This window comes from Vibrio frigidus (assembly GCF_042465995.1).
GTDB lineage: Bacteria > Pseudomonadota > Gammaproteobacteria > Enterobacterales > Vibrionaceae > Vibrio.
Genome location: NZ_JBCDMC010000003.1, coordinates 229,012 through 245,595 on the forward strand (window position 1 = coordinate 229,012; position 16,584 = coordinate 245,595).

A 16,584-nucleotide genomic window follows, 5' to 3' on the forward strand; every position below is an offset into this window, starting at 1 on the left:
ACATGAAGAAAATGCGTTTTTTGCTGGTTCCACTCATCACTATTCTACTTTCTGGTTGCGCAGGTTTATTTATTGCAGGGGCAGCAACAGCGGTATATGTCGTCACTGATCCGAGAGACAGCCGTGAATTGGCAACGGATCAAAATATCTCTTTGCAAGTCGGCGCTCTTGGCAACAAAGCACCATATCAATTTAACATCCGTATCACCGCAAATACATTTAAAGGCAAAGTGCTTCTGATGGGACAAGCGGTATCTCAAGAGTTAATGAACTCTATTGAAGCAGACGTTCGTAAAATCAAAGGCGTTAAAGTTGTCTACAACCAGATGAAAGTTAAACCTTTACTTTCCATCGGTGCGATAAGTAACGATACGTGGATAACCACTAAGGTCAAGTCAGCTATTATCGCTGACAGCGAACTAAGAGAAATAAAAATCACCGTTTACACAGAGGATACTGAAGTCTTCTTAACAGGCTCTATATCCCCGTATCATGCTGATAAAGCAGTTGATATTGCTAGAAATATTTCAGGGGTAAGTAAGGTTGTACGAGCATTCTATTATGGCGAAGAGCCTGATGCTAAAGACGTTCAGAAAGAACAGCAACAGGAGATCAAAGCAGAGGTGGTTGATGTTAGCGAATCTCAGGTTGATACTGCAGTATTTGAAGAGGACGTACCTTTTATCGAACCAACCGAAGAGTAATCGATACTGACTTGCTTAGGATAATAGATACACCAGAGTCAAAAAAGCCGTTTCATATGAAACGGCTTTTTAATTATTTAACAACTCTCAAGCTTGGTCGCTTTTTAGGTGTAGGCGGATCATTATCAGGGTCATTATCAGGTTCGTTATCTCCATCAAAAGATTCAGCTAGGCCGATTATTGGTCCACTTTCTTCAATCTCAAAAGGTTCGTCAACAATGCCCTCTTCGATAGCTCCTGTATATGCATCTTCAGGTTCAAACATAGTACCCGCGCCATTTTCTCTGGCGTAGATAGCTTGAACCGCATATAAAGGGACGATAACAGAATGAGGTTTACCACCAAATCTAGCACTGAAGGTAACCGCTTCGTTACTCATTTCTAAATTACCAACGGCTCGCGGCGCCACATTCAATATAATCTGACCATCTTGAACAAACTGGTCTGGTACACGTACACCTGGGAGATCGGCCTCTACAACTAAATGAGGGGTCAAATCATTATCAACTAACCACTCATAAAACGCCCTTAACATATAAGGGCGCCGAGGAGTCATATTGCTGCTATCCATATATTTCGAATCAGCCTTTACTATTGAACCAAACGCATCTCGCGTTCAGCTTCCGTTAAAGAAGCCAAAAATGAATCACGTTCAAATACACGACTCATGTATATTTTAAGCTCTTTAGAACCAGGACCAGTTAACTCGATACCGTAGGTTGGTAGACGCCACAATAAAGGAGCCAAATAGCAATCAATAAGGCTAAATTCTTCACTCATGAAGTATTCATATTCAGCAAAAACAGGTCCAAGAGTCAGTAGATCATTACGTAACTTCTGACGAGCAGATTCCGCTTGCTCAGGGCTACCAGCAACGATTTTCTTCGCTAATGAATACCAATTACGCTCAATACGGTAAATCATTAGACGGCTATTACCACGCGCCACTGGATACACAGGCATCAGCGGTGGGTGAGGAAAGCGTTCGTCTAGATATTCCATAATGATCTTCGAGTCATAAAGTGCTAACTCGCGATCAATTAGAGTTGGTACTGACTTATACGGGTTAAGCTCAATGAGTTCATTAGGCAAATTGGCATCATCAACCAATTCGACTTCAACACTTACCCCTTTTTCAGCTAAAACGATACGAACCTGATGACTATAAAGGTCAGATGCGCTTGAAAAAAGAGTCATTACAGAACGTTTATTGGCAGCTACAGCCATCGAGAACTCCAGTACACTTACAAACAGAAAAAAGAATGGAGACTATTGTCTCCATTACATGAAAATTAGCACGGTATGATAGCACAATTAGTGCACGTCGCGCCAATACTCTTTCTTAAGTAGAACCACGACAATGGTAAACAGAACAAGGAATCCCATCACCCACCAACCTAGAGCTTCACGCTCTAACTTCACTGGGTCACCTGAATATTCAAGGAAATTTACGATGTCGCGTACAGCGCTATCATATTCACTTGTACTCATTTCACCGCTGCCATCTGTCTCGACTCCAACAACAGATGTTTTCTCGACACCATCAATGCTATGCGTCTCAACTATTGCTGTTGGGATCCCTTGAAGCTCTTCAAGTACATGTGGCATACCTACGCTTGGAAAAACAATATTGTTCACGCCAAACGGACGAGATGGATCGGCATAAAACGAACGTAAGTAGGTATACAACCAATCCGCACCACGCACACGAGCAACAAGTGATAGGTCTGGAGGTGGAGCACCAAACCATTTAGCCGCTGAATCATCAGGAATGGCATTCTCCATTAACTGACCTATTTTCGCTTCAGGATCAAACACCATATTTTGTTTCATCAAATCCAATGGAATATCTAGATCTGTAGCAACACGTTGATAACGTTGATATTGTGTTGAGTGACACCCAAAACAGTAATTCATAAATAACTTGGCGCCATTTTGTAGAGACGCTTTATCGCTAATATCGTTATTTGCTTTATCTAAATGAACACTGCCACCGCTCGCTAGAGCCAAAGATGGTAACAATGCAAAAAGTACTACAATCCACTTCTTCATTTGAATGTCACCCTTTCTGGTAATGGTTTCGTTGCTTCACGTTTACTGTAAATGAACAGTAATACAAAGAACATGAAATATCCTAATGAGAATAAGCGAGCCAAGAACGTATACAAATCTGTAACAGGCAACGCACCTAAGACACCAAGGGCTATGAAGCTCACCGTGAATTGAGCGATGTTAAATAAGTGGAACTTACTACGATAGCGATATGAACGCACCTTGCAACGGTCTAACCATGGTAGCAAGAACAACACAATAATAGCGCCACCCATTGCGACAACACCTAATAGCTTGTCAGGTACAGCACGAAGAATCGCGTAGAATGGTGTGAAATACCATACTGGAGCAATATGCTCTGGTGTTTTAAGTGGGTTCGCTGCCTCAAAGTTAGGTGGCTCAAGGAAATAGCCGCCCATTTCAGGGTTAAAGAACAACACATAACAAAACAGGAATAAGAACCCAGCAATACCAATAAAGTCTTTTACTGTCCCATAAGGATGGAATGGAATGGAATCGATAATGTCGTATTTCTTTGTGTAATACTCATGGAATTTAAATGAACTTTCGTAATCGTCGCCCATGGTTCCTTTAGGCAATTTCGTTTCAATGCCATCTGGATTATTTGAACCTACTTCGTGTAGTGCTAAGAGATGCAATACAATCAAGAGAAGAAGAACAATCGGTAGTGCAACAACGTGAAGTGCAAAGAAACGATTCAATGTTACCCCAGAGATCACATAATCTCCGCGAATCCACAATGTTAAATCATCACCTATAATAGGTATCGCGCCAAATAGGGAAATAATGACCTGCGCTCCCCAATAAGACATTTGTCCCCAAGGGAGTAAGTATCCCATAAAGGCTTCTGCCATCAGCACAAGGAAGATTAACATACCGAAGATCCACACTAATTCACGTGGCTTTTGGTATGAACCATAGATAAGTCCGCGGAACATATGCAGATAAATAACAATAAAGAACGCTGAGGCACCGGTAGAGTGCATATAACGCAGCAACCATCCGTAGTCGACATCACGCATGATGTATTCTACAGAAGCGAACGCACCATCACCTGATGGTTCGTAGCTCATTGTTAACCATATACCGGTAACAAGTTGGTTAACCAGCACGAGCATGGCTAATGAACCAAATAAGTACCAGAAGTTAAAGTTTTTCGGCATCGGATATTCTGACAAATGCTTTTTATACGCATTTATTGAAGGCAGACGCTTTTCAAACCATTCAGCTAATCCTTGCATTAGGCTTCTCCCTCTTCATCAACACCGATAATAATTCTGGTATCCGTCAAATACATATGCTTTGGAATAACCAAATTATAGGGTGCAGGTACACCTTGGAATACTCGTCCAGCCATATCAAACTTAGAGCCGTGACATGGGCAGAAAAATCCAGAACTCACCCCTTGAACTTGCTCACTAAAACTGTCAGGTAAATAGGTTGGTGAACAACCAAGGTGGGTACATATTCCAACCGCTATGAAATACTCAGGCTTAATTGAGCGATACTCATTCTGAGCATAAGAAGGTTGTTGCTCTTCGTTTGAAGAAGGATCACTAAGTTGACTGTCAGCATCTTTCAATGCAGACACAACGGATTCAGCTCGACGAACGACCCAAACAGGCTTACCACGCCATTCGACGCGGACCATTTGACCTTCTTCGAGTTTACTTATGTCGACTTCAACGGGCGCACCCGCTGCTTTCGCTTTTTCACTTGGGTTCCAAGATTTAATAAAAGGAACAGCTACGGCTGCAGCTCCCAAACCACCAACAACAGCTGTTGTTGCAGTTAAGAAGCGCCTACGTCCACTGTTTAAAGGCGCATTGCTCATATCCAGCATATCTCCCATTTGCCCAACTTTATCATTATGCTTTGAGTAGGGCATGGCTAACAGAAATTAAAATTATTGTATTTATAACGGTGCATGATAAGTAAATTTACACCTTTTGTTAACATTTATAACAAAAATTCGCTCATTGGTTCACAAAAAACTGAATAGATTCAAGATCTAGCTATGAATTAATATCACGTTAGTGTTTTGTCTCACAGTTGTTCTATTTAACCTGAGCTTTCAATAGTGGGTATTATTCCCCTAAATGAATCAAAGTTGACACTTCAATGCCGAATGTTTTGTCATTATCACGGCACAATTATGAAGTCATCGGGAGTTATCACACACAAACTTAACGCCGAGAAGAATGAAAAGTGCGTGATTGAAATAGGTCGTTTATCCTTTGTCAAGGTTATTGAATTGACCTTTAAATATTGGACCAATAACGTTTTAAACGAATATTTCGTACGAAATAACTGAATTTTTGATACAAAAAAGCTCGGTATAAAACCGAGCTTTTGGTGCCACAATTCGGCCGAAGCCTGACGTAATATCCCGAAGGAAGATTAACGCTTTGAGAACTGTGGGCGACGACGTGCTTTACGTAGACCGACTTTCTTACGCTCAACTTTACGTGCATCACGAGTAACATAACCCGCAGCGCGTAGAGTAGGACGTAATGTTTCATCGAGCTCCATAAGAGCACGAGTAATGCCGTGACGGATCGCGCCAGCTTGACCAGAAATACCACCACCTTTAACAGTGATGTAAAGATCCAGTTTTTCTAACATATCAACTAACTCAAGTGGTTGACGAACAACCATACGAGAAGTTTCACGACCAAAGTAAACATCAAGGCTACGCTTGTTGATTACGATGTTACCACTGCCTGGTTTAATGAAAACGCGAGCAGCTGAGCTTTTGCGACGACCAGTGCCGTAGTATTGATTCTCTGCCATTGTCATAATCCCCGATTAGATGTCTAATACTGTTGGTTGTTGAGCAATATGGTTATGCTCAGTACCAGCGTAAACTTTTAGCTTACGGTACATAGCACGGCCAAGAGGACCACGTGGCAACATACCTTTAACAGCAAGTTCAAGAACCATCTCTGGTTTCTTATCAATCAATTTTTCGAAAGTAATTGATTTTAGACCACCAGGGAACTCAGAGTGACGGTAATACACTTTACCTTTAGCTTTGTTACCAGTTACGGTAACTTTCTCAGCGTTGATAACGATGATGTAATCACCAGTATCTACGTGAGGTGTGTATTCAGCTTTATGCTTGCCACGAAGGCGAGACGCAATTTCACTTGCAAGACGACCAAGAGTTTTACCTTCAGCGTCTACAACATACCAGTCACGTTTTACTGTAGCTGGTTTAGCAACGAAAGTTTTCATGCTAATAATAACCCGTTAATTAAATATTACACACAAGGAGTAGTTATACTCCCACTGTCTAAGAGCCCATATCATCACCCCTTCGAGTGTTGGCACTCTCGGCCATATTTTGGAAAAAATAGACCTGCAGTAACGGTGGGTCGCAGGATTATAGAGAAGTGTGAGGGAAAAATCATCTTTTTTGTGACTAAACATCAAAAAAAGCACAGAACAATCTTAACTGCCTTTTAAGCTAAATGTTCTTTAGCCAAATAATCATGGCTTTGCATCTCAACTAAACGAGATAAACAACGTCTAAATTCGAACGCCAGTTGGCCTGAAGAGTAGAGATTATCCATATCTACCTCAGCAGAGATTATCAGTTTGACGTTTCTTTCATAAAACTCATCCACTAACGCGATAAATCGTCTCGCGGCATCATCAAGTTGAGCATTCATTGGAACCATACCGGACAACAACACGGTGTGATAAATACGTGACATCTCAATATAATCATTCTGACTTCGACTTGTCTGACACAACTGCTCAAACGTAACGAAAAGCACACCATCACAAGCTCGCCTGACCGGGATATTCCTATGATTAATTTCAATTTCAAAAAGGGTATTTTTGCAGTCGGTTGTCAACTGCCCATAATATCTATTCAGATTATTCTCAGCCGCATCATCAAGAGGATAATGGTAGATCTCCGCCTGCTCTAAGGTTCTTAATCGATAATCCACACCACTATCAACGTTCACAATTTGACAATGTTTTTCAATCAAATCAATTGCAGGTAAGAAGCGAGCTCGTTGCAATCCATTTCGGTACAAATCTTGAGGTGGGATATTAGAGGTCGCCACTAAAACAACCCCTCTTTTAAACAACGCCTGAAATAGTGTCCCTAAAATCATCGCATCAGTAATATCTGAAACAAAAAACTCATCGAAACAGATAATATCGGTGTCCGATTTAAATATATCCGCAACCTTCTCAAGTGGATCCGATATTTCAGATAGATTTTTCATCTCATCGTGGACACGTAGCATAAAACGATGAAAATGCACCCTCATTACCCTAGAGTCTGACATTGTCTCGCAAAAAGTATCCATCAAATAGGTTTTTCCTCGACCTACGCCTCCCCACATATAAATACCTTGCGGCAGTGTTGACGGTTCGTTCTTTTTTCCGATTAAACGTTGTAGCCTGCTCAATTGCGGTTTTGGGCTTTCCAAGTAATCTTTATAAAGATGAAAAAGTTGGTCGAGCTGTTGTACTGCGTTGCTTTGCGCAGCATCTTTTTGAAAACCGAACTCTTCAATATCCTTTCTATACTTCTCTATTGGCGTCATCTACTTCACTACCTAAAACTATTACTTGTTATACAAAACCCTATTCTATTACGTATCTTCTTTATCCAATCGCATACTCATAGTAACATGAGAAATAAGCGTGCGTAATTCGTATGTAAACAATATGTTATCCCCGACTATTTAGAAAGGAGCTGTTATGCCTTGGATTTACGGACTTGTAGGCCTTCTCGTAGGGGCGATTTTGGGTATTGTCATTTCGCGAATCAAAACCCCTCAGTACAAAAAACATCAACACATGAAAAAGGAGCTCGCGACAACCAAGTTCGAACTGGAACAGCAACGACAAGAACTGACTGACCATTTTTCACAAACAGCTGAACTACTTGATGTATTAGGAAAAGATTACACCAAGTTGTATCAGCATATGGCGAATACATCTTCGGAATTGCTGGCTAACGTACCTGAGCAAGACCAACCTTTTGCCAATAAGCTCACCCAAACTGTATCGGAGTCAGAACAAGAGACCAATATACAACCTAAAGATTACGCTAAGGGTGCAACGGGGTTACTGACACCAGAGAAGAAAGAAATAATTGAGGCACCAGAGGCAGTCAAAGCGTCTAATTAAACGTCGTCTACTCTTCACGGTAATTTTATTTCGTGTTTAATTTGAACTAGAGTCAAGTTTTTGAGTCATAAACTCCATAACAATAAAGAGGAGTAAACGATGAAAAAATCTATGCTTGCCTTAAGTGTATTGGCTCTAAGTTTAAACACTGTCATCACCCCAGCACCTGCTTTTGCAGCACTTCCCCTCAGTGTAGGGAATGAACAATTACCGAGTCTTGCTCCAATGTTAGAACATGTTACTCCGGCCGTTGTTAGTATTGCTGTGGAAGGAAAACAGACGTCGAAGCAGCAACTACCGGAATCTTTTCGGTTTTTCTTCGGCCCCGACTTCCCGTCAGAGCAACTTCAAGAGCGTCCGTTTAGAGGATTAGGCTCAGGTGTCATTGTTGACGCAAAAAAAGGTTATATCGTAACCAATTACCATGTCATTAATGGCGCTGACGAAATTAAAGTCAAATTGCATGACGGTAGAGAGTATGACGCCGAACTTGTCGGTGGTGACCAGATGTCCGATATCGCACTACTAAAGCTAGAATCAACCAAAAACCTCACGCAGATCAAGGTTGCCGATTCAGATAAACTTCGAGTTGGTGATTTTAGTGTCGCGATAGGTAACCCGTTTGGCCTCGGTCAAACCGTTACATCAGGTATCGTATCGGCTCTTGGTAGAAGCGGATTGAACATTGAAAATTTCGAAAACTTCATTCAAACGGACGCCGCAATTAACAGCGGTAATTCTGGTGGTGCATTGGTTAACCTACGTGGCGAGCTTATCGGTATCAATACGGCCATTTTAGGTCCTAATGGTGGCAATATAGGTATCGGCTTTGCGATTCCTTCCAATATGGTTATTAATCTCACGGATCAAATTCTAGAGTTTGGAGAGGTTAAACGCGGCATGTTGGGCGTTCAAGGTGGGGAAGTAACGTCAGAGTTAGCTGAAGCACTGGGTTATGAGGCGAGCAAAGGCGCATTTATTAGCCAGGTTGTTCCGGATAGTGCCGCCGACAAAGCGGGTTTAGAAGCCGGAGATATCATTGTCAAAATCAATGGCAAAGAAATTAAAACCTTTAGTGGGCTTAGAGCGAAAGTTGCTACGCTTGGGGCAGGAAAAGAGATTACCCTTAGCGTTATTCGCGACGGTAAAGAGAAAAAATTCGACGTAACGCTCGGAGAAGCCTCTGATAGCAAAACCAAGGCAGAAACTTTACACGACGGTCTTAAAGGTGCTGAACTTGCTAACACAACGACAGATGACACGGTTGAAGGCATAAAAGTAAGTTCGGTTGAGAAAGGGTCTTCTGCAGAGGTGTTCCAACTTCAACTGGGTGATATCATTGTTGGTGTAAACCGTCAACGAGTGCACAACCTTGGTGAATTAAGAACTGTATTAGAGAAAAAACCAAACGTACTCGCACTCAACGTTCAACGTGGCGACCGTACCATATACTTAGTCGTTCGATAACGAAGTACTCGTCATCAATCCTAATGGGAAGGTTGCTTTGTAATCTTCCCTTTCTTTTACAAACACCTATCTGTATCCTTATCTTTTACGAGTTATCGTACCTATACTTAAATATCGTGGTTTTGCTTTTACAGCATTAGGGGATACATGCTGAATTTTTTGTTACGTTCTGTTGGTTTAGGCTTAGTAACTGCGTTGATTGTTTTACTCGCCGTACCCTCGCTAAGATCGAATATTATTCCAAAAAATATTGTTGATAACGTTGGTGCTTTTCAAGAGCTTCGAGTTTCATTCAGTGATGCAGTTCTCCGAGCGGCACCTGCTGTCGTCAATATCTATAGCCGAAAATACACGGCGGAAGATCGCTCTACATTAAAAACTCAAGGCCTTGGGTCGGGTGTTATTGTTAGCGACAAAGGCTACATCATTACTAACTTCCACGTGATAGCAAAAGCCGATCAGATTATCGTCGCACTGCAAGATGGCCGAATAGCGAACGCGCAACTTGTTGGCAAAGACCGTCGTACCGATATCGCCATATTGCGTATTGAAATGACAGAGTTACCAACAATACCACTCAATTCAGACTATGACGCACATGTAGGTGATATCGTATTGGCGATAGGTAACCCTTATAATTTGGGTCAAACGACCACCTTCGGTATTATCTCAGCGACTGGACGTTCTTCTATCAGCGCCGATGGTAGACAAGCCTTCATTCAAACCGATGCCGCAATCAACCAAGGTAATTCTGGTGGTGCTTTAGTTAATACCTATGGTGAGTTAGTTGGTATTAATACCGCATCGTTCCAACAGGCAACCGACCTAGAAACCTACGGAATCTCCTTTGCAATCCCTTACGCCTTGGCAGATCGTATCATGCAAAAAATTATAGCTGATGGACGAGTTATTCGAGGTTACATCGGTGCTGATGGCCAGGATGTTAATACGATGACATCACGGTTACTAGGTGGCGATTACGTTGGGGCCATTATAATCTTAGGCATCGCCCCCGAAGGTCCGGCGGCAGATGCAGGTTTATTGAAGAACGATGTTCTTCTGAGTATCAATGAACAAACCATCCATGGTCGTCAAAGTGTAATGGACATCGTGGCCGATCTTCGACCAGGAACCACCGTTAATGTGACCATCCTTAGAGATGGCGAAACACTCTCTGTTCCGATTATAGTTGGCGAGTCAACCGACCCAGAATAAAGGTGTAATACCTATGCGTCGTCATCGTTATCTTCATTAAAAGACACCAACAAAAAGCCCAACTCGTCGAGTTGGGCTTTTTTAATATTCATCTGTTGCTTAAGGGTTATTCTTCAAGGCTAGGCGTTTCTACTGTTGGCCCTATTTCAATTTCGATATTGGTCACCCGTTGAAGGCCTCTTGGCAACAAGTTACCTCTGCGTCCCCTTTCCCCCTTGAAGTTTTCAAGATCGGCAGGTTTCAGACCCAATTTACGTTTCCCAGCATGAAGCGTAACTTTTGCCCCCTGAGGCAAAGCGATTAAATGAGAAACAATCTCTTCTCGTACTTTCGCTTTCGCCGCAGGAATATTGATTATCTTGTTACCTTTACCTTTGCCCAACTGAGGTAGATCTTTGATTGGGAAGATCAACATTCTACCTTGGTTGGTTATTGCCAATATGTCATCTTCATCAAGGTTATTCACAGGTTTAGGCGTCAACACCTCAGAATTTGTCGGCAGACTAACCAATGCCTTACCACTGCGATTCTTAGAAAGTAGATCGGCGCCTTTACAAACAAAGCCATATCCAGCATCGGAACCAACGAGCCAAAGCTGTTCGTTTTCACCCATAATAACCTGACGGATAGATGTCCCTTCAGCGACATTCAAACGCCCTGTAATTGGTTCACCTTGACTTCTAGCCGATGGTAACGAATGTGATTCCAACGAATAACTACGACCATCTGAGCCTAAAAATACCGCCTGTTGACTACTTTTACCACATGCTTGTGCAAGATAACTATCGCCCGATTTATAGTTCAAATTCGAGGCATCAACATCATGGCCTTTCGCATGTCGTATCCAACCTTTGTCAGAAAGAACCACCGTAATAGGTTCACTAGGTACAAGATCTCTTTCTGTTAATGCTTTAGCTTCAGCACGCTCAATCAACGGAGAACGTCTGTCATCACCGTACTTTTCTGCGTCCGCTTGAATCTCTTTTTTAAGCAGAGTGTTCATACGTCGCTCAGAACCGAGTAACAGTTGTAACTTGTCGCGCTCTTTTTCTAGTTCGGATTGCTCACCACGTATCTTCATCTCTTCTAGCTTAGCGAGATTACGAAGTTTTATATCTAAAATAGCGTCGGCTTGAATCTCCGTGATGGAAAAACGTTCCATCAAGACCACTTTAGGGTGGTCTTCAGTACGAATGATATCTATCACTTCATCAAGGTTTAGATAGGCAACCAACAAACCTTCTAGGATGTGCAGTCGAGCAAGAATTTTGTCCAAACGATATTGCAACCTGCGACGCACTGTTAAACGACGAAACTCTATCCATTCAGACAGTATCTGCACTAACCCTTTAACTTGTGGACGATTGTCTAAGCCAATCATATTCAAGTTTACTCGGAAGTTTTTTTCTAGATCTGTTGAGGCGAAAAGGTGGTTCATCAGTTGATCACAATCAACTCGATTTGAGCGAGGTACAATGACGATTCGTGTCGGATTTTCATGGTCAGACTCATCTCTAAGATCATCCACCATTGGCAATTTTTTGGCTCGCATTTGAGCCGCTATTTGTTCCAACAGTTTGGAACCAGAAACTTGATGAGGCAAAGCTGTAATGACAACATCGGACGCTTCTTTATGCCAAACCGCGCGCATCTTAATGCTACCACGGCCTGTCTTATATATTTTTTGAATATCGCTACTAGGAGAGATGATTTCCGCTTCTGTCGGGTAATCAGGTCCTTTTACGTAATCCATTATTTCTGGCAATTCAGCTTTTGGGTTTTCTAATATGTGTATAGCCGCATTGGCTACTTCACGAACGTTATGAGGCGGAATATCTGTCGCCATCCCCACGGCAATACCAGTGATACCATTAAGCAAAATATGTGGTAATCGAGCAGGCAACATTAATGGTTCTTTCATTGTGCCATCAAAGTTTGGCTGCCACTCCACGGTCCCTTGACCTAGCTCACCTAATAAAACTTCTGCGAATTTAGATAATTTTGACTCGGTATAACGCATCGCCGCAAAGGATTTTGGATCATCCGGTGCCCCCCAGTTACCCTGCCCATCAACTAATGGATATCGGTAAGTAAAGGGTTGCGCCATCAATACCATTGCTTCGTAACACGCTGAGTCCCCGTGAGGGTGATACTTACCGAGTACATCACCTACAGTACGAGCTGATTTTTTATATTTGGCGGAAGCAGATAGCCCTAACTCGGACATAGCAAAAATAATACGTCTTTGAACCGGTTTTAATCCATCACCAATATAAGGCAATGCCCGATCCATAATCACGTACATAGAATAATTCAGATACGCATCTTCCGTAAACTTGCGCATCGGCATTTGCTCAATGCCTTCATAGGTTATTTCATTGGACATCGTTCTAAACCTCTGCTAAATCGCCGTTGCTTTGCAACCAAGTACGGCGGTCATCCGCTCTCTTTTTACCTAGTAACATGTCTAACATTTCGTTGGTAAGATCATCATCGTCAATGGTAAGTTGCACCAGACGACGAGTATTAGGATCCATTGTAGTTTCACGAAGTTGCAGCGGGTTCATCTCACCCAAACCTTTAAATCGTTGCACGTTTATCTTCGCTTTTTTCTTACTTAATCGCTCTAAAATGCCCTCTTTTTCTTGCTCATCAAGTGCGTAGAAAACCTCTTTACCACAGTCAATTCGAAACAGTGGAGGCATGGCAACATAAACGTGGCCGTGAGCAACTAAGGACCTAAAATGACGAGTAAACAAGGCACAAAGCAACGTTGCAATATGAAGTCCATCGGAATCCGCATCCGCTAAGATACATACCTTGCCATAGCGCAACGTTTCAAGGCTATCCGTATCCGGGTCTATACCCAACGCTACAGAAATATCGTGAACCTCTTGAGACGCTAAAACCTGATCTGCTGAGACTTCCCACGTATTCAATATTTTGCCTCGAAGCGGCATAATAGCTTGGAACTCACGATCTCTCGCCTGCTTTGCTGAACCACCAGCTGAGTCCCCTTCCACAAAAAATATCTCGGTACGACTTAAATCTTGTACTGAACAATCGGTAAGTTTGCCCGGTAAAGCAGGGCCTGAAGCCACTTTTTTACGTACCACTTTTTTGCTGGCACGCATACGTCGATGCGCATTCGAGATGCACATTTCAGCCATTAATTCAGCTAATTGAGGGCGCTCATTGAGCCATAAACTAAAGGAGTCTTTAACTACACCAGATACAAAAGCAGCACATTGACGAGACGATAAACGCTCTTTTGTTTGCCCTGCAAATTGAGGGTCCTGCATTTTTATTGATAACACATATGAACAGCGGTCAAAAACATCATCACCGGTTAACTTTACGCCACGTGGAAGCAGGTTACGGAATTCACAAAATTCACGCATTGCATCCAACAGCCCTTGGCGTAATCCGTTTACATGAGTACCACCAAGAGGCGTTGGTATCAGGTTCACATAACTTTCTGTGATGAGGTCGCCGCCTTCAGGTTGCCAGATTAAAGCCCAACTCGCCCCTTCTGTTTCTGCTTTAAATTCACCAGTAAGCGGTAATTCAGGTAGTAAGGTATAGCCTTTAACACCTTCAACAAGGTAATCTTTAAGACCATCTTCATACAGCCATTGATGTACGTTGCCGCTAATTTTATCTGTAAATTCAATCTCTAGCCCGGGACAAAGTACTGCCTTAGCACGAAGATTATTAATAAGTCGAGTGGCAGAAAAATTACTAGAATCAAAATATTTTGGTTCAGGCCAAAAATGCACACTAGTACCACTATTTCGACGACCACACGTCCCAGTAACCGCTAGATCAGATACCTTATCACCATGTTCGAAGGCAATTTCGTACACCTGACCATCACGTCTAACGGTAACATCCACTCGCTTAGAGAGTGCATTAACAACCGAGATACCAACACCGTGTAAACCACCGGAGAATTGATAACTTTTGTTAGAAAACTTACCACCTGCGTGAAGCTTACAAAATATCAACTCTACGCCAGATATTTTCTCTTCAGGGTGAATGTCCACAGGCATGCCTCGCCCATCATCAATAACTTCTAATGATTGGTCAGCATGAAGAATAACTTGCACTTTGGATGCATGGCCAGCCAGCGCCTCATCGACACTATTATCGATAACTTCCTGACCTAAGTGGTTAGGGCGCACGGTATCTGTATACATCCCTGGTCGGCGACGTACCGGCTCTAGGCCATTAAGAACTTCAATGGCCCCAGCATTATATTGTTCAGTCATAATACAGAAATAGTCTTATAAGTTTAGGGGTACTTTGTCGTGAAAACACCACGTTTTGAATTCAATTCGTAACAACCCGCTACTAACGGTGTTTTAGATATAAAAACGTTGGGTTCACGCAGAGTAAATACAAGGGAACATAGTCTGGAACAAGGGCTCCGTTGTCAAGCGCATTGCTCACGGGTTAGAAATTTTATGACATTTCCCGCATGAATATAGGTAATTAGAGCTCTAAAAATGCAATTATTTGTTCTGGATATCGGTCAAAGCCAACGAAACTATGATCGCCACCTTTTTCTACTGTTTGCTTGGAGCCAGAAAATTTCTCTACCGCCTGACGAAAATCTAAAACTTCATCATCTTCTTGTTGAAGTAACCAAAATTTTTCTGGTTTCGCAAGTGTTAACACATCTAATTCTCTTAGTTGCTCAACATGCTTTTCTTGCAGTACATATGTCTCGTTTGTATACGGGTTAGTCTGTTCGCCTAAATAGTCTTGCAATAGTTCATAGGGCCTTACTGCAGGGTTTACAACAACGGCGGGAAAACCATAAAGACTATTCAACCAGGTGGACATATACCCACCAAGAGAGCTGCCAACCAAACCAATGCGGTATTCGTCTTTGTATCGTCCAATGAGTTCTAACAACCGTTGTTTAGCCTGTTCAGGGAAACAAGGCATTTGAGGCGTAACGACTTTTATATCTGGTCGATTAACCTCGCAATACTGTTTTATAACATTTGCTTTCAGCGATTGAGGAGAACTATTAAAGCCATGGATATATAGCAATAATGAAGGTTTCATCAATATCCTCCTGCACTGAAATCTGGAATAAATTGACCATTTCGCAGCCGTCCAACCTTCGTTTCTAACGAGCCATCATCGAACAACTCTAATGTTCTCCACCCTGGAGTAAGGGTATCCAGTAAAAAATCTTTAGAATTTGGTTTGAACTGTACACAGGTTGAAGGCGTCGTCATTACTCGAACACCAGAGACTAACTGATTAAAATCTTGATGCACGTGTCCACCCAATATCGCTTTAACATTATTATGTTTAGACACAACGGCCCACAACATATCTGCATCATGTAGCGAATGTTGATCTATCCACTCACTACCGACAAAAACAGGGTGATGGTGAATCAGTATTAATGTATGCAAATGTGCATTATTGGTCAGTTTCTCGTCTAGATATTTTAGCTGTAAATCTGAGAGTCGACCATGGGGAACACCTTCAACTTGGCTATCAAGCAAAACAACTTGCCAATGCTCACCAGCAAGCACATGAGTATCGGCATGAACTTGAGCGGAAGGAATAATACTGTCCATGCTCAACTTATAATCGTGATTACCAGGCAACCAAAAGCAAGGCTTACCTAGATAAGTAATACCTTGTTCGAACCGTTGATATGAACGAATTGAATGATCCTGAGAAATGTCGCCTGTCACCAGTACCGCGTCAAACTCAATATCTTGCGTCTTTATTTCCTCAATAACCGCATGAAAACTGTCAAGAGTATTCACACCTAACAAACACCCGTCTGCTTCAGAAAACAGATGGGTATCAGTAACCTGCAAAAGTTTCATGCTGTTATTTAAGGTTGCTGATATCTTCAAAATAGTAAACCTAACTTCTTTCCTTTGAATTAAACTTTATTCTTGTTAATTATTTATGATTATGAATTAAAACGCTT

At 42.1% G+C, this 16,584-nt stretch carries 16 protein-coding genes; 4 read left to right on the plus strand and 12 right to left on the minus strand.

All coding sequences use genetic code 11. The features are described 5' to 3' along the window. The first annotated feature begins 2 nt into the window (after positions 1–2). A complete protein-coding gene (locus AACW90_RS06710; protein WP_390232535.1) occupies positions 3–704 on the plus strand; it encodes a BON domain-containing protein in 702 nt (233 codons plus the stop codon). Positions 705–777: 73 nt separating this feature from the next. Here AACW90_RS06710 and sspB read toward each other — a convergent pair whose 3' ends face one another. The 8 genes from sspB to zapE all read right to left on the minus strand — a co-directional run bounded on the left by sspB (position 778) and on the right by zapE (position 7,345). After that, complete coding sequence (gene sspB / locus AACW90_RS06715) at positions 778–1,260, minus strand: ClpXP protease specificity-enhancing factor (protein WP_195704316.1); 483 nt, start codon at positions 1,258–1,260, stop codon at positions 778–780. Positions 1,261–1,295: 35 nt separating this feature from the next. Next, entirely contained in the window at positions 1,296–1,931 is a 636-nt protein-coding gene (sspA, locus tag AACW90_RS06720; RefSeq protein WP_195704317.1) for a stringent starvation protein SspA, read from the minus strand. Positions 1,932–2,018: 87 nt separating this feature from the next. Next, positions 2,019–2,756: a cytochrome c1 gene (locus AACW90_RS06725; protein WP_275134794.1), complete on the minus strand. Its 738-nt coding sequence runs from the start codon at positions 2,754–2,756 to the stop codon at positions 2,019–2,021. Further along, the gene (locus tag AACW90_RS06730; RefSeq protein ID WP_390232540.1) at positions 2,753–4,018 is read right to left on the minus strand and encodes a cytochrome b; all 1,266 of its coding nucleotides are present in this window, start codon (positions 4,016–4,018) and stop codon (positions 2,753–2,755) included. The genes AACW90_RS06725 and AACW90_RS06730 overlap by 4 nt, the downstream gene beginning before the upstream one ends. Continuing rightward, entirely contained in the window at positions 4,018–4,611 is a 594-nt protein-coding gene (gene petA, locus AACW90_RS06735; RefSeq protein WP_195705127.1) for a ubiquinol-cytochrome c reductase iron-sulfur subunit, read from the minus strand. The genes AACW90_RS06730 and petA overlap by 1 nt, the downstream gene beginning before the upstream one ends. A gap of 566 nt (positions 4,612–5,177) precedes the next feature. Further along, positions 5,178–5,570 carry a 30S ribosomal protein S9 gene (gene rpsI, locus AACW90_RS06740; RefSeq protein ID WP_195704320.1) on the minus strand — a complete coding sequence of 131 codons (393 nt, stop codon included), beginning with the start codon at positions 5,568–5,570 and terminating at the stop codon, positions 5,178–5,180. A gap of 15 nt (positions 5,571–5,585) precedes the next feature. Next, positions 5,586–6,014, minus strand: a complete 429-nt coding sequence (gene rplM, locus AACW90_RS06745) for a 50S ribosomal protein L13 (RefSeq protein WP_390232544.1) — start codon at positions 6,012–6,014, stop codon at positions 5,586–5,588. Between the two features lie 227 nt (positions 6,015–6,241). Then, entirely contained in the window at positions 6,242–7,345 is a 1,104-nt protein-coding gene (gene zapE, locus AACW90_RS06750; RefSeq protein ID WP_390232547.1) for a cell division protein ZapE, read from the minus strand. Between the two features lie 157 nt (positions 7,346–7,502). On the opposite strand from zapE, the gene zapG reads away from it, so the two are divergent. The 3 genes from zapG to degS all read left to right on the plus strand — a co-directional run bounded on the left by zapG (position 7,503) and on the right by degS (position 10,616). Continuing rightward, positions 7,503–7,934: a Z-ring associated protein ZapG gene (gene zapG / locus AACW90_RS06755; protein ID WP_390232550.1), complete on the plus strand. Its 432-nt coding sequence runs from the start codon at positions 7,503–7,505 to the stop codon at positions 7,932–7,934. Positions 7,935–8,033: 99 nt separating this feature from the next. Then, complete coding sequence (locus AACW90_RS06760; RefSeq protein ID WP_390232553.1) at positions 8,034–9,401, plus strand: DegQ family serine endoprotease; 1,368 nt, start codon at positions 8,034–8,036, stop codon at positions 9,399–9,401. Positions 9,402–9,548: 147 nt separating this feature from the next. After that, the gene (degS, locus tag AACW90_RS06765) at positions 9,549–10,616 is read left to right on the plus strand and encodes an outer membrane-stress sensor serine endopeptidase DegS (RefSeq protein ID WP_390232557.1); all 1,068 of its coding nucleotides are present in this window, start codon (positions 9,549–9,551) and stop codon (positions 10,614–10,616) included. Between the two features lie 106 nt (positions 10,617–10,722). Here degS and parC read toward each other — a convergent pair whose 3' ends face one another. The 4 genes from parC to cpdA all read right to left on the minus strand — a co-directional run bounded on the left by parC (position 10,723) and on the right by cpdA (position 16,507). Next, positions 10,723–13,002 carry a DNA topoisomerase IV subunit A gene (gene parC, locus AACW90_RS06770; RefSeq protein ID WP_390232560.1) on the minus strand — a complete coding sequence of 760 codons (2,280 nt, stop codon included), beginning with the start codon at positions 13,000–13,002 and terminating at the stop codon, positions 10,723–10,725. Between the two features lie 4 nt (positions 13,003–13,006). Then, positions 13,007–14,887 carry a DNA topoisomerase IV subunit B gene (gene parE / locus AACW90_RS06775; RefSeq protein ID WP_390232563.1) on the minus strand — a complete coding sequence of 627 codons (1,881 nt, stop codon included), beginning with the start codon at positions 14,885–14,887 and terminating at the stop codon, positions 13,007–13,009. A 223-nt stretch (positions 14,888–15,110) separates the two neighbouring features. Next, a complete protein-coding gene (gene yqiA / locus AACW90_RS06780) occupies positions 15,111–15,695 on the minus strand; it encodes an esterase YqiA (protein WP_390232566.1) in 585 nt (194 codons plus the stop codon). Beyond that, positions 15,692–16,507: a 3',5'-cyclic-AMP phosphodiesterase gene (gene cpdA, locus AACW90_RS06785; RefSeq protein ID WP_390232568.1), complete on the minus strand. Its 816-nt coding sequence runs from the start codon at positions 16,505–16,507 to the stop codon at positions 15,692–15,694. The genes yqiA and cpdA overlap by 4 nt, the downstream gene beginning before the upstream one ends. Between the last annotated feature and the right edge of the window lie 77 nt (positions 16,508–16,584).